The sequence below is a fragment of the Bradyrhizobium sp. CCBAU 11386 genome, from assembly GCF_028128955.1.
Classification (GTDB): domain Bacteria; phylum Pseudomonadota; class Alphaproteobacteria; order Rhizobiales; family Xanthobacteraceae; genus Bradyrhizobium.
This window is the reverse complement of sequence record NZ_LBKA01000226.1, coordinates 21,172-33,007: the sequence shown is the minus strand read 5'-3', so window position 1 is coordinate 33,007 and position 11,836 is coordinate 21,172. Positions and strand designations below refer to the sequence as shown.

13 protein-coding genes and 1 tRNA gene are annotated in these 11,836 nt (G+C 64.9%); 9 read left to right on the top strand and 5 right to left on the bottom strand.

Annotated elements, in window-relative coordinates:
* The first annotated feature begins 52 nt into the window (after window positions 1-52).
* Window positions 53-856, top strand: a complete 804-nt coding sequence (locus tag XI09_RS20765) for a glutamine amidotransferase (protein WP_271568496.1) — start codon at window positions 53-55, stop codon at window positions 854-856.
* A gap of 102 nt (window positions 857-958) precedes the next feature.
* Window positions 959-1,771: an enoyl-CoA hydratase gene (locus XI09_RS20760; RefSeq protein ID WP_271568495.1), complete on the top strand. Its 813-nt coding sequence runs from the start codon at window positions 959-961 to the stop codon at window positions 1,769-1,771.
* Window positions 1,772-1,875: 104 nt separating this feature from the next.
* Here XI09_RS20760 and XI09_RS20755 read toward each other — a convergent pair.
* Window positions 1,876-1,951 (bottom strand) — tRNA-Ala (locus XI09_RS20755).
* Between the two features lie 206 nt (window positions 1,952-2,157).
* Here XI09_RS20755 and XI09_RS20750 point away from each other — a divergent pair.
* Genes XI09_RS20750 through folD form a run of 3 tightly spaced genes read left to right on the top strand, consistent with a single transcriptional unit; the run spans window position 2,158 to window position 3,703 of the window.
* Window positions 2,158-2,448: a YggT family protein gene (locus tag XI09_RS20750; RefSeq protein WP_007598721.1), complete on the top strand. Its 291-nt coding sequence runs from the start codon at window positions 2,158-2,160 to the stop codon at window positions 2,446-2,448.
* A gap of 15 nt (window positions 2,449-2,463) precedes the next feature.
* Entirely contained in the window at window positions 2,464-2,817 is a 354-nt protein-coding gene (locus XI09_RS20745) for a DUF167 domain-containing protein (protein WP_271568494.1), read from the top strand.
* Between the two features lies 1 nt (window position 2,818).
* Window positions 2,819-3,703, top strand: coding sequence for a bifunctional methylenetetrahydrofolate dehydrogenase/methenyltetrahydrofolate cyclohydrolase FolD (gene folD / locus XI09_RS20740; RefSeq protein ID WP_271568493.1), 885 nt, complete (start codon window positions 2,819-2,821; stop codon window positions 3,701-3,703).
* A gap of 130 nt (window positions 3,704-3,833) precedes the next feature.
* Here the strand turns inward: folD and ppa are convergent, their stop codons facing one another.
* Both ppa and XI09_RS20730 read right to left on the bottom strand, forming a co-directional pair.
* On the bottom strand, window positions 3,834-4,370 hold the full coding sequence (ppa, locus tag XI09_RS20735; RefSeq protein ID WP_271568492.1) for an inorganic diphosphatase: 537 nt from the start codon (window positions 4,368-4,370) through the stop codon (window positions 3,834-3,836).
* Between the two features lie 177 nt (window positions 4,371-4,547).
* Window positions 4,548-5,057: a GNAT family N-acetyltransferase gene (locus XI09_RS20730; protein WP_008136728.1), complete on the bottom strand. Its 510-nt coding sequence runs from the start codon at window positions 5,055-5,057 to the stop codon at window positions 4,548-4,550.
* A 266-nt stretch (window positions 5,058-5,323) separates the two neighbouring features.
* Here XI09_RS20730 and XI09_RS20725 point away from each other — a divergent pair, with 266 nt between their 5' ends.
* The 4 genes from XI09_RS20725 to XI09_RS20710 are packed head-to-tail and all read left to right on the top strand — an operon-like array spanning window position 5,324 to window position 8,473.
* Window positions 5,324-6,214 carry a dienelactone hydrolase family protein gene (locus tag XI09_RS20725; protein ID WP_271568491.1) on the top strand — a complete coding sequence of 297 codons (891 nt, stop codon included), beginning with the start codon at window positions 5,324-5,326 and terminating at the stop codon, window positions 6,212-6,214.
* Entirely contained in the window at window positions 6,211-6,678 is a 468-nt protein-coding gene (locus tag XI09_RS20720) for a DUF2269 family protein (protein ID WP_271568490.1), read from the top strand. The genes XI09_RS20725 and XI09_RS20720 overlap by 4 nt, the downstream gene beginning before the upstream one ends.
* Before the next feature lie 7 nt (window positions 6,679-6,685).
* Window positions 6,686-8,005: an SDR family oxidoreductase gene (locus XI09_RS20715; RefSeq protein WP_271568489.1), complete on the top strand. Its 1,320-nt coding sequence runs from the start codon at window positions 6,686-6,688 to the stop codon at window positions 8,003-8,005.
* 60 nt (window positions 8,006-8,065) lie between these two features.
* Window positions 8,066-8,473: a thiol-disulfide oxidoreductase DCC family protein gene (locus XI09_RS20710; protein WP_271568488.1), complete on the top strand. Its 408-nt coding sequence runs from the start codon at window positions 8,066-8,068 to the stop codon at window positions 8,471-8,473.
* A 92-nt stretch (window positions 8,474-8,565) separates the two neighbouring features.
* Here XI09_RS20710 and XI09_RS20705 read toward each other — a convergent pair whose 3' ends face one another.
* Together XI09_RS20705 and typA are read right to left on the bottom strand one after the other, a co-directional pair.
* Entirely contained in the window at window positions 8,566-9,810 is a 1,245-nt protein-coding gene (locus tag XI09_RS20705; RefSeq protein WP_271568487.1) for a flavin monoamine oxidase family protein, read from the bottom strand.
* A 101-nt stretch (window positions 9,811-9,911) separates the two neighbouring features.
* A complete protein-coding gene (gene typA / locus XI09_RS20700; RefSeq protein ID WP_271568486.1) occupies window positions 9,912-11,738 on the bottom strand; it encodes a translational GTPase TypA in 1,827 nt (608 codons plus the stop codon).
* Between the last annotated feature and the right edge of the window lie 98 nt (window positions 11,739-11,836).

Genomic DNA, 11,836 nt, shown 5'->3' with positions numbered 1-11,836 from the left:
AACCATCGCTTAGCTATGCTGGCGGTCTGAACCGATAGCATTTGGAAAGGCAATGTCGTTCCGGACGGACAGGTTTGGTGGCGCGGAGTTGGTGCCCTTCCCGAAGAGAAGGGCCCTTGGCGCATCTGCTGCTCGTCCGGAAGCCCGGTTGCCGGTTCTGATTGTCCTGCACCAGGAATCCTCGACGCCCGGCCGCGTCGGCAATGCGCTGCGCGCGCTCGGTCATCGCCTCGACATCCGCCGTCCCCGCTTTGGCGATCCCCTTCCGGAGACGCTCGATAGGCATGCCGGCGCCGTGGTCTTCGGCGGCCCCATGAGCGCCAACGATCCCGACGACTACATCCGCCGCGAGATCGACTGGATCGAAATTCCGCTCCGCGAACAGCGGCCGTTCCTCGGCATCTGCCTCGGTGCGCAGATGCTGGCGATGCAGCTCGGGGCCCGCGTCGCGCCGCATGCGGAGGCGCTGACCCAGATCGGCTACTACCCGATCCGCCCGACGGCCGCGGGCCACGCGCTCTGCCCGGCCTGGCCGGCGCAGGTCTATCACTGGCATCGCGAGGGATTCGAACTGCCGGCCGGCACTGAGCTGCTTGCGGAGGGCGATGATTTTCCGGTGCAGGCGTTCCGCGCCGGCAATGCCTTCGGCGTGCAGTTTCATCCCGACGTGACCTACGCCATGATGCATCGCTGGACCACGCGCGGCTATGACGGGTTCAGTGCGCCCGGTGCGCGCGAGCGGCATCATCATTTCGCGGATCGTGCCGTGTACGATGTCGCAGAACGCGCCTGGCTCGACCACTTCATCAATGGCTGGCTGGCGCGCCGGCCGCTGCTGGCGCAAGCCGCCGAGTGATCGCGCAGACGGCGCACAGGCCCTTGCTTCATCCCCGGATATGCTAGGCTCGCTTCCAACGAGCGCGCGCGAAATTGCGCCGGCAGACAAAGGGAGAGCGTCATGGCCTATGAACACATTCTCTATGAGGTGAGCGACAAGGTCGCGACCATCACGCTCAATCGCCCGGACCGCATGAACGCGTGGACGCCGACAATGGAGCGCGACGTGCGCCATGCGATGGAAGCATCAAGCGCCGACGACAACGTCCGCGTCATCGTGCTCACCGGCGCGGGCCGCGCCTTCTGCGCCGGCGCCGACATGGATGCGTTGAAAGGGCTCGACCCTGACGGCGTCAGGCGCGCATCGAACCTGCCGCCCTTCGACATGAATCGCCGGCCCGACTGGCAGACGCGCTACGGCTTCTATCCGTCGATCGGAAAGCCCGTCATCGCGATGCTCAACGGCGCGACCGCGGGCATCGGCCTCGTCCACGCGCTCTATTGCGACCTGCGCTTTGCCGCCGACAATACCGTGTTCACCACCGCCTTCGCGCGGCGTGGTCTGATTGCCGAGCACGGCATCAGCTGGATGCTGCCGCGCATCGTCGGCCATGCCAACGCGATGGATCTGTTGCTCTCGGCGCGCCGTGTTTCGAGCGACGAGGCGCTGCGGATCGGGCTGGTCAACCGTCTGTGCTCGCCGGAGAAGCTCCGCGAGGAAACCTACGCCTATGCGCGCGACCTCGCAGATTTCGTCTCGCCGAGCGCGATGGCCGTGATCAAGCGCCAGCTCTACGAGGTGCCGTTCCAGACGCTGGCCGAGGCCACGATCGAGGCCAACCGGGAGATGATGGTGGCGCTGGGAGGCAGCGATTTCCGGGAAGGCGTGGCAAGCTTCATGGAGAAGCGGCCGCCGAGGTTTACGGGGAGGTAGGGGATTTGCACGGAGAGAGTCCGCCGTCGCCCTGCGGGCTATGGCGGGACAGCCTTCGCTACGCGAGGGCTTGCCTAGCCGAAGCAGGCGTAGCCTGCGAAGGCTGGTGGAGCCAGGCGGGATCGAACCGCCGACCTCGTCATTGCGAACGACGCGCTCTCCCAGCTGAGCTATGGCCCCGTTTGCTGGCCGCTCTGGTAAACGCGGCCGACAACCGGGCGCCATTTAAGTCCCTGCCAAGGTCAAGTCAAGGACGGGCGTAACCCGGTTTTAGCCATTCCGGCGCCCGAACTTCCCTTGTTTGGACCGGGGGGAACCGATATCTAGCAAAAGGCGTCAATCCCGACCGCAGCCAGAGTTTTCAAAAGCCAGAGTCTTCAAAAGCCATGCGTGCCGTTCTCGACATCGTCATCATCGTGCTCGACCTCTACGTCTGGCTGCTGATCGCCTCCGCGATCCTGTCCTGGCTGATCGCTTTCAACGTGGTGAACACCCGCAACCAGTTCGTTTCGGCGGTGGCGGAGTTCCTCTACCGAATCACCGAGCCGGTGCTGGCGCCGATTCGCAATTTCCTGCCCAGCCTTGGCGGGCTCGATATTTCGCCGATCATCCTGATCCTGCTCATCATGTTCATCGAGCGGGTGATCCTGTATTACATCTACCCGAACGTCATCTAAGCAGGCGGGAGCGCCTTGGTCGCGAAAGAGGCCTTCAAGGAACCCTGGCGTTACTCGGCTGCAGGAATCAGCATCGCGCTGCGGGTGACGCCGCGCGGCGGCCGCGACGACATCGACGGGATCGAGCAGCTGGCCGATGGCCGCAGCGTGCTCAAGGTGCGGGTGCGCGCGATCGCCGATGGCGGCGAGGCCAACAAGGCCGTTTTGGTCCTGCTGGCGAAATCGCTTGGTGTCCCCAAGGCCAGCGTAAGACTCCTGTCCGGAGCGACCTCGCGGCTGAAGCAGATCGCGGTCGACGGCGATCCGGCGCGGCTCGGCGAGGCCTTGCGCCAGCTCGCATCCGCCAAATCGAAAGACCAAGGGAACTGACATGACGGCCAAGATCATCGATGGAAAAGTCATTGCCGCGGATCTCCGGGCGCGCGTGGCCGACGAGGTTGCCCGCGTCAAGCGCGAGCACAATCTGGTGCCGGGGCTTGCGGTGGTCCTGGTCGGCAACGACCCGGCGAGCGAGGTCTATGTCCGCTCCAAGCAGACCCAGACCCAGGCCGCCGGCATGGCCTCGTTCGAGCACAAGCTGCCGGCCGACGTGTCGCAAGGCGACCTGCTGGCATTGGTCGCAAAACTCAATCGCGATCCGGCCGTGCACGGCATTCTGGTGCAGCTGCCGCTGCCGAAGGGTCTGAACACCGAGGCCGTCATCAACGCCATCGATCCCGCCAAGGACGTCGATGGCCTGCATCCGAACAATGCCGGCCGGCTCGCCGGCGGCTTCGAGGCGCTGTCGCCCTGCACGCCGCTCGGCTGCATCATCCTGACCAAGAGCGTGCACGCCTCGCTCGAAGGCATGAACGCCATCGTCATCGGCCGTTCCAATCTGGTCGGCCGCCCGCTGGTGCAGTTGTTGCTGAACGAGAACGCCACGGTGACGATCGCGCATTCGCGCTCGCGCGACCTGCCCGGCCTCGTGAGGCGGGCCGATCTCGTCTACGCCGCCGTCGGCAGACCTGAGATGGTGCGCGGCGACTGGCTGAAGCCCGGCGCGACCGTGATCGACGTCGGCATCAACCGGATCCCGAAGGACGACGGCAAGACGCGCCTCGTCGGTGACGTCGCCTATCAGGAAGCGCTCGCCGTGGCCGGCGCCATCACGCCGGTGCCGGGCGGCGTCGGCCAGATGACGGTCGCGTGCCTGCTGGTGAACACGCTACGCGCGGCCTGCGCGATCGCGGGGCTGCCGAAGCCGGCGGTGTAGTTGAGTGTCATTCCGGGGCGGCTCGACGGGACCGCGGAAACGCGGCCCGGAGAGCCGAACCCGGAATCTCGCGCCCCAATCTCCGGATTCCGGGTTCGCGCTGACGCGCGCCCCGGAATGACGGTAGGGATCAGCCCTTCTTCTTCTTCTCGCGGTCCATGCCTTCGAGGATCAGCTTGTGCGCTTCCTCCGGGCCGCCCCAGCGCAAGATCTTCACCCACTTGCCCTTCTCGAGATCCTTGTAGTGCTCGAAGAAGTGCTGGATCTGCTGCAGCGTGATGTCGGGCAGGTCGGAGTACGACTTCACCTTGTCGTAGCGCTGCGTCAGCTTCGACGACGGCACGGCGAGAATCTTCTCGTCGCCGCCGGCTTCGTCTTCCATGAACAGCACGCCGACCGGACGCACGCTCATGACGGCGCCAGGGATGATGGCGCGGGTGTTGACGATCAGGACGTCGCAGGGATCGCCGTCGTCCGACAACGTGTGCGGGATGAAGCCGTAGTTACCGGGGTAACGCATCGGTGTGTAGAGGAAGCGGTCGACCACCAGCGTGCCGGCCTCCTTGTCCATCTCGTATTTGATCGGTTCACCGCCCACGGGGACTTCGATGATGACATTGACGTCCTGTGGGACGTTTTTCCCGATCGAGACCGCATCGATACGCATTCAAGGCTCCGTTGTTGCCGAGGTTAAATCGCGCCCGGCAGCGATTTTGGCGCTGTCATACGCGGGCTTGGCCCCCCAATCCATCGTGTTTTTGTGAAATAATGAATCCGGCACCACCGGCTCAAGAGGCAACGGTATCGACGGATGGGAAACGCTGGCAGCTAAACCTTCAGCAGCTCAATTGGTCCAGGCGAAGGCAACCTTGTCGAGCGACTTCGGCCCGAATCGTTCCGAGGAACGCGCCACCATGCGACCGCCCAGAGCCCGGTAGAACTCGGTGGCCGGATCGTTGTCCGAGAGCGCCCACACCACCATGCTCTTCAACCCGCTCTGCATCAGGTCGCGGCGGGCGGCGGCGAACAGGCGCCGACCGAAGCCGAGGCCCTGGAATTCCGGGCGCAGATAGAGCTCGTAGATCTCGCCGTCGAAGTGCAGGCTGCGAGCACGGTTGCGGCCGTAATTGGCATAGCCTGCGATCTTGTCGCCGAACACCAATACGCTGACGCGGCTGCCCTTGCGGATCGCGCTGTCCCACCACTGCGGACCGCGGCGGTTGATCAGCTTCTCCAGCTCGGCGCCGGGAATGATGCCCTGATAGGCCGAGCGCCAGGCTTCGTCATGGGTTGACGCCACCGCAGTTGCATCTGCGGCTTTGGCCGGCCGGACCTCGATCAGGGTTGTGCTCATGGACACGATCAAATCAAGTCGCCGCGTCGGCGGCAAGACCTATCGTTAATTATCGGTTAACCTGTGGACTTTCTGCATCAGTATTTTACCCCAGTTGTACCGAAAGAGGACAAGGCGCTGCCTTGAACGGCAACGAATTGCCATGCGTCGGTGCAAAACTCCGTTGTGGCAACCAATGAACGGCGATGGCAACGCAGAAAGTCCGCCCAGGATGATTCGTTCCCGTTAGTGTGGCCCTCGCTGTCCGTGTTCGCCTCCGGCAATTCATGCGGCTTTTCAATATCCTTGCGCTCCTTTCTCTGCTGGCCTTGCTGACCGCGCCGCCTCTGTGCGCTCAGGTCACGTTCGGTGCAGCGGGCGAGGAAGGCGAGCCGTTTCGCCGGCAGGAGTGGCGTGTGCCATCGCCGGATAGCGACATTGCCGCGCATGCGCTGCTGTTTCGCCCGCTCGGAGCCGGCCCATTTCGACTTGCGGTCATCGCGCATGCCTCGACGCAGAACGGCTTGCGTCGCGCACAAATGCAGCAGCCGGAATACCGCGCGCTCACAGCCTTCCTTGTCGCGCGTGGCTTTGCCGTGCTGGTGCCGGAACGGCTCGGCCATGGTGCAACCGGTGGTCGCTATGTCGAGGACCAGGGCGGCTGCGACGAAGCGGACTACGCGCGCTCGGGTCGTGCGACGGCCGGAGAAATTTCGCTGGCACTGGACCATTTGCGGAAGCAGGATTTCATCCGCCAGGATGCCGCGGTCGTGGTCGGCCATTCCGCCGGTGGCTGGGGCGCGCTGGCGCTCGCCAATGCCGATCCGAAGACGATCTCCGCGATCACAGTGTTTGCGCCGGGGCGCGGCGGCCATGCTAATGACGAACCGAACCGGATCTGTGCGCCACACACGCTTCTTGCGGCTGCCGCTGAATTCGGCAAGGCGGCGCGCATTCCCGTCACATGGCTCGTTGCGAGCAATGACAGCTATTTCCCGCCGGCATTTTCGAAGTCGCTGGCGGATGCATTTCGCGGCGGTGGCGGCAAGGTCGACTTCCGCGCACTGCCCGCAGTGGGCAGCGAGGGGCACTGGATGATCGAGCTTGAGGCCGGCGTCAAAGCCGCGAGCAGCGAGCTCGAGCGCGCGCTGAAGCCGGCGTTGGCGAAGAAACCATGACGCTGTATTTCCTGGTCAAATACCTGCACGTGCTCGGCGCCATCGTCATCCTCGGCACCGGGACCGGCATCGCCTTCTTCATGCTGATGGCGCATCGCACGCACGACGTGGACTTCATTGCGCGCACCGCCTCGGTGGTGGTGATTGCGGACGCGATCTTCACGCTGTCAGCGGTGATCTTGCAGCCGGTCAGCGGTGGCCTGCTGATGATGCTCTCGGCCACGTCGTTCACAGAGCGTTGGCTGCTCGCTTCGCTCGCGCTCTATGCCGTCGCGGGCCTGTTCTGGATCCCCGTCGTCTTCATGCAGATCGAGATGCGCGATCTCGCGCGCAAGGCTTCCGAGCAGCGCGCCGCGCTGCCGGAGCGTTACTTCGTCCTGTTCCGCCGCTGGTTCGCGTTCGGCTTCCCCGGCTTCGGCGCGACGATGCTGATCCTCTGGCTGATGGTTGCCAAGCCGTTTTGAGGGAATGATGAACCAGCGAACCATCCTGGTGCTCGGCGCCTCCGGCCTGATCGGCCGCTTCGTCATCGACGATCTGCGCGCGCGAGGCCTTCGCGTCGTCGGCGTGGCGCGCAGCCTGTCACCCGCGCAGAAGATGAGCGCGCTGGACGTCGAGCTGCCGATCCTCTCGCTCGACGCAGCCGCGCTGACGCGTCTGTTGCGCGAGCATGCCGTGGATATCGTCGTGAATTGCCTCGGCGTGCTCCAGGACGGCCCCGGCAGCGACACCAATGCGGTGCATCGCGATTTCGTCGCGCGTCTGCTTCAGGCGATCGGCGGCAGCGGCCGTGCGATCCGGCTGGTGCACATCTCGATTCCGGGAATGGCAGAAGCCGACCGTACCGCTTTCGCGACGACCAAGCGCGAGGCCGAGCGATTGATCGTGGCCTCCGGCATTGCCCACGCCATCCTGCGGCCCGGCTTCGTGGTCGCGCCGTCAGCCTATGGCGGCAGCGCCTTGCTGCGTGCGCTCGCGGCCCTTCCACTCGACTTGCCGAGCGTGGAGATGGCGACGCCGTTTCAGCCCGTCGCGGTCGAGGACATCGCTGCCACCATCGCCTGGCTTGCCGCGCGCGATATCGACGATGCATCCGTGAAGGCCGTGAGCTGGGACCTGATGCTATCAGAGCCGGTCACCATGGCCGGAATCATCAAGCATTTTCGTCTCGCGTTCGGCACGGCTGGTTGGCCACGTGTCGCGATGCCGTCTTTCATGCTCGATCTCGGCGCGAAAATCGGCGATTTCGCCAGTCATCTCGGCTGGATGCCGCCGATGCGCTCCACCGCCATCGCCGAGCTGCGCCGCGGCGTGCGAGGTGATCCCTCGACGTGGATTGCCGCCACGGGCATCGTGCCGAAGGCTCTGACCGAGACGATCGGGCGTCATCCCGCCACCATCCAGGACAAATGGTTCGCGCGGCTGTTCCTGATCAAGGCGCTGATCTTCGCGAGCCTGGTCGCGTTCTGGCTCGTCTCCGGCTTCATCGCGCTGTTCGTCTCCTATCGCGCCGCCGCCGGCATCCTGCGCGCGCACAATTTTCCGCCTGCGCTGGTCGAACCCATCACCATCGGCACCAGCCTGATGGACATGAGCATCGGTGTGCTGATCGCGTTCCGACGTACGGCCGCGGTCGGCTTGGTCGCGGGCATTGTCGCCTCGCTCGGTTATATGTTCGGTGCCGCGATCCTCACGCCAGATCTCTGGATCGAGCCGCTCGGCGCGCTGGTCAAGACGGGGCCGGCGATCGTGCTGATGCTCGTCGCATTGCTGATGCTGGATAATCGATAGCGTTTTCGAGCGAAGTGGATCCCGGTTCGCGTGAGGAAAACGCGTCAAAAAGAGAATCTGATGCCAAAATGGCCCGACGACGACGTGATCCTGTTCGACGGCGTCTGCATCTTCTGCTCGCGCTGGGTCCGCTTCGTGGCAAAGCGCGATAAGGCGAGGCGGTTTCGCTTCACGCCGATCCAGTCGGATTATGGAACGCGGCTCGCACGAACGTTCGGCATCGATCCCGATGATCCCGACACCAATGCGGTGGTCCACGGCGGCGAGGCGTTTATGAAGTCGGATGCTGCGCTGACCGTGCTGTCGCAATTGCCGGGATGGGGTTGGGTGCGCATGCTATTCGCCGTGCCGAAGCCGCTCCGGGATGCGGTGTACAGCCTCATCGCGCGCAACCGCTATCGCATCTTCGGGAAGTACGATGCGTGCTTCGTGCCCGATGCCGATTTGCGGGCGCGGGTGATCGAATAACGCGTCATTGCGAGCGCAGCGAAGCAATCCAGACTGTCACCGCGGCAGGATTCTGGATTGCTTCGCTGCGCTCGCAATGACGGAGTTTGCGGTTACGGCTTGCCCAGAGCCGCCAGCACTTCCTTCGCCGCCCGCTCGCCGCTGTCCCGCGCGCCATGCGCCGTCGTGAAGAAGTTCGGCGACGTCGCCTCGCCGGCAAAAAACAGTCGCCCATCCACCGGCGTCGCAAGGACCGCGCGATCTCCCGCGTGCCCTGGCAGCGCGTGCGAGTAAGACCCTCGCGCGAAAGGATCGTGCGCCCAACGGGATTCGCAGAGCGGCTTCAGCTTGCGGCGGATGTCGTTGCCGAGAAGGCTCGCGATCTCGTCGATGCTTTGCGCGGCGATGGCGCCGTCGCCGGCGGCCTCCAGTTCTCTTGCAAAACTGCCGCCGAAAAAGCCCTCGATGCAGGGCTGGCCGAACGGGCGGATGTGGTAGGTGCCCATCGCGGTCCGCATGGTGGCGCCGCGCAGGTTGCCTTCCCTAGGGAAGGCTTCGGCATCGCTAAGCGCCAGCGTCACCTTGTCGTCGACGCCGAGCGGCAGGCCGGCTGCGGCATCGACCTTGGCCGGGAGCTGTGGCGAGAAGCGGATCGCCTCACCGGCGATCAGATTGGTCGGCACGGTGACGATCACCTTGCCGGCGGTCAGCGTGCCCTGCGATGTCTCGAGGCGGATGCGCTGGCCGGAATGATCGATCAGCGTGACCATGCAGTTCAGTGCCGCCGGGCAGGGCGCTCCATAGGCCGCGACCAGCGCGCCATAGCCGCGGCGGATGCGCCAGTTGAGGTCGGTGTCCTCATAGGCATCCCAGTCGAGCGTCGACATGTCCTTCAGCTCGCAGCCGTTGATGTAGGTCGAGATCGCGTCGATCATCGGGTTCCAGCGATTGCCGGGGTCGAGGCTCAGGCTCGCGGGCTCGTCCTTGCCCTTTTGCGCGGCCTGCCAGAGGCGCTCATAGAACGCGTCCATCGCGCGCATGAACTCGTCGCGCTGGCTTTGCGGAAACGCGTTGCCGAAGGCGCGCTCGCGCCAGGGCGGCAGGTCCTTGTTCACCTCGAAATCGAGCTGCTTCGCGATTGCGACGAAGGAGTTTTGGTCTGCTGAATGCAGCCAGCCGCAGCCGACGTCGAACGTCACCTCGGGCGAGGCCTGCACGGTCCAGGCGCGGCCGCCGAGCCGGTCCCGCGCCTCCAGCACGATGGCGGAGAGGCCGGAGCCCGCCAGCGCGTGCGCTGCGCCAAGCCCGGCGGCACCGGCGCCGATGATCGCGACATCAACGGAGGAGGGAAGGGACATGAGGGAGCGAATAGCGAGTGGCGAATGGCGAATAGGGTATCGTAAAGCGAACCCAAGGCCAAACGGCCCTATTCGCTATTCGCCACTCACCATTCGCCGCGTTACGCCACCGCTTCCTTGGACTTCTCCGCGCGCTTGCGCTCGTTCGGGTCGAGGTGCTTCTTGCGCAGGCGGATCGACTTCGGCGTGACCTCGACGAGCTCGTCGTCCTCGATATAGGCGAGCGCCTTTTCCAGCGTCATGCGGATCGGCGGGGTCAGGCGCACGGCTTCGTCCTTCGACGTCGTGCGGATGTTGGTGAGCTGCTTGCCCTTGAGCACGTTGATCTCGAGATCGTTGTCGCGGGTGTGCTCGCCGACGATCATGCCCTTGTAGACCTTCCAGCCCGGCTCGATCATCATCGGGCCGCGGTCTTCCAGCTTGAACATGGCGTAGGCCACGGCCTCGCCCTGATCGTTGGAGATCAAGACGCCGTTGCGGCGGCCCTGGATCTCGCCCTTGTACGGCGCATAGCCGTGGAACAGGCGGTTCATGATCGCGGTGCCGCGGGTATCGGTGAGCAGCTCGCCCTGGTAGCCGATCAGGCCGCGGGTCGGCGCGTAGAACACCAGTCGCTGGCGGTTGCCGCCCGAGGGTTTCATCTCGACCAGCTCGGACTTGCGCTCGCTCATCTTCTGCACGACGACGCCGGAATGCTCCTCGTCGACGTCGATCACGACCTCCTCGATCGGCTCCATGGTGGCGCCGGTGGCTTCGTCCTTCTGGAACACGACGCGCGGGCGCGACACCGAGAGCTCAAAGCCCTCGCGGCGCATGGTCTCGATCAGGATCGCGAGCTGCAATTCGCCGCGGCCCGAGACTTCCATCGCGTCCTTGTCGGCGGCTTCGACGACGCGCAGCGCGACGTTGCCTTCGGCTTCGCGCAGCAGACGGTCGCGGATCATGCGGCTCGTCACCTTGTCGCCTTCGGTGCCGGCGAGCGGAGAGTTGTTGACGATGAAGGACATCGACACGGTCGGCGGATCGATCGGCTGTGCCGGCAGCGGCACCTCGACGGTCGGATCGCAGAAGGTGTCGGCGACGGTGCCCTTGGTCAGGCCCGCGATCGCGACGATGTCGCCGGCTTCGGCTTCATCGAGCGGCGTGCGCTCGAGGCCGCGGAACGCCAGGATCTTGGTGATGCGGCCGGTCTCCACCAGCTTGCCGTCGGCGTTCAGCACCTTGACCTGCTGGTTCGGCTTGAGCACGCCGGAGGAGATGCGGCCGGTGATGATGCGGCCGAGATAGGGATTGGCTTCGAGGATCGTGCCGATCATCCGGAACGGGCCCTCTTCGACCTTCGGCGGCGCGACGTGGCGCAGGATCAGGTCGAACAGCGGCTCCATGCCCTTGTCCTTCGGACCCTCCGGGCTCTCGGCCATCCAGCCCTGCTTGGCCGATCCGTAGAGGATCGGGAAGTCGAGCTGCTCCTCGCTGGCGTCGAGCGCCGCGAACAGGTCGAACACCTCGTTGATGACTTCGGTCGGGCGCGCGTCGGGGCGGTCGACCTTGTTGATGACGACGATCGGCTTGAGGCCGACCTTCAGCGCCTTGGAGACCACGAACTTGGTCTGCGGCAGCGGGCCTTCAGCGGCGTCCACCAGCACCAGCGCGCCGTCCACCATGTTCAGGATGCGCTCGACCTCGCCGCCGAAATCGGCGTGGCCGGGGGTGTCGACGATGTTGACGCGGGTGTCCTTCCACTGCACCGAGGCCGCCTTGGCCAGAATGGTGATGCCGCGCTCACGCTCCAGGTCGTTGGAGTCCATGGCGCGATCGGTCACCTTCTGGTTCTCGCGGAACGTGCCGGACTGCTGGAGGAGTTTGTCGACCAGGGTCGTCTTGCCGTGGTCGACGTGGGCGATGATGGCGACGTTGCGGAGGTTCATGAGTAAGCTTCTTTGCGTTCGAACAATGGGTTAAGCGCGATCTCGCCGGCCAGACCGGGACCTCTTCTCGAAACAACGCTGGAAGACTGGAAACGGGC

What these genes read in the sequence shown, in the direction of transcription:
- XI09_RS20765 (WP_271568496.1), top strand. Translation starts at nt 53, where the DNA reads ATGTCGTTCCGGACGGACAGGTTTGGTGGCGCGGAGTTGGTGCCCTTC.
- XI09_RS20760 (WP_271568495.1), top strand. Translation starts at nt 959, where the DNA reads ATGGCCTATGAACACATTCTCTATGAGGTGAGCGACAAGGTCGCGACC.
- XI09_RS20750 (WP_007598721.1), top strand. Translation starts at nt 2,158, where the DNA reads ATGCGTGCCGTTCTCGACATCGTCATCATCGTGCTCGACCTCTACGTC.
- folD (WP_271568493.1), top strand. Translation starts at nt 2,819, where the DNA reads ATGACGGCCAAGATCATCGATGGAAAAGTCATTGCCGCGGATCTCCGG.
- ppa (WP_271568492.1), bottom strand. Translation starts at nt 4,370, where the DNA reads ATGCGTATCGATGCGGTCTCGATCGGGAAAAACGTCCCACAGGACGTC.
- XI09_RS20730 (WP_008136728.1), bottom strand. Translation starts at nt 5,057, where the DNA reads ATGAGCACAACCCTGATCGAGGTCCGGCCGGCCAAAGCCGCAGATGCA.
- XI09_RS20725 (WP_271568491.1), top strand. Translation starts at nt 5,324, where the DNA reads ATGCGGCTTTTCAATATCCTTGCGCTCCTTTCTCTGCTGGCCTTGCTG.
- XI09_RS20720 (WP_271568490.1), top strand. Translation starts at nt 6,211, where the DNA reads ATGACGCTGTATTTCCTGGTCAAATACCTGCACGTGCTCGGCGCCATC.
- XI09_RS20715 (WP_271568489.1), top strand. Translation starts at nt 6,686, where the DNA reads ATGAACCAGCGAACCATCCTGGTGCTCGGCGCCTCCGGCCTGATCGGC.
- XI09_RS20710 (WP_271568488.1), top strand. Translation starts at nt 8,066, where the DNA reads ATGCCAAAATGGCCCGACGACGACGTGATCCTGTTCGACGGCGTCTGC.
- XI09_RS20705 (WP_271568487.1), bottom strand. Translation starts at nt 9,810, where the DNA reads ATGTCCCTTCCCTCCTCCGTTGATGTCGCGATCATCGGCGCCGGTGCC.
- typA (WP_271568486.1), bottom strand. Translation starts at nt 11,738, where the DNA reads ATGAACCTCCGCAACGTCGCCATCATCGCCCACGTCGACCACGGCAAG.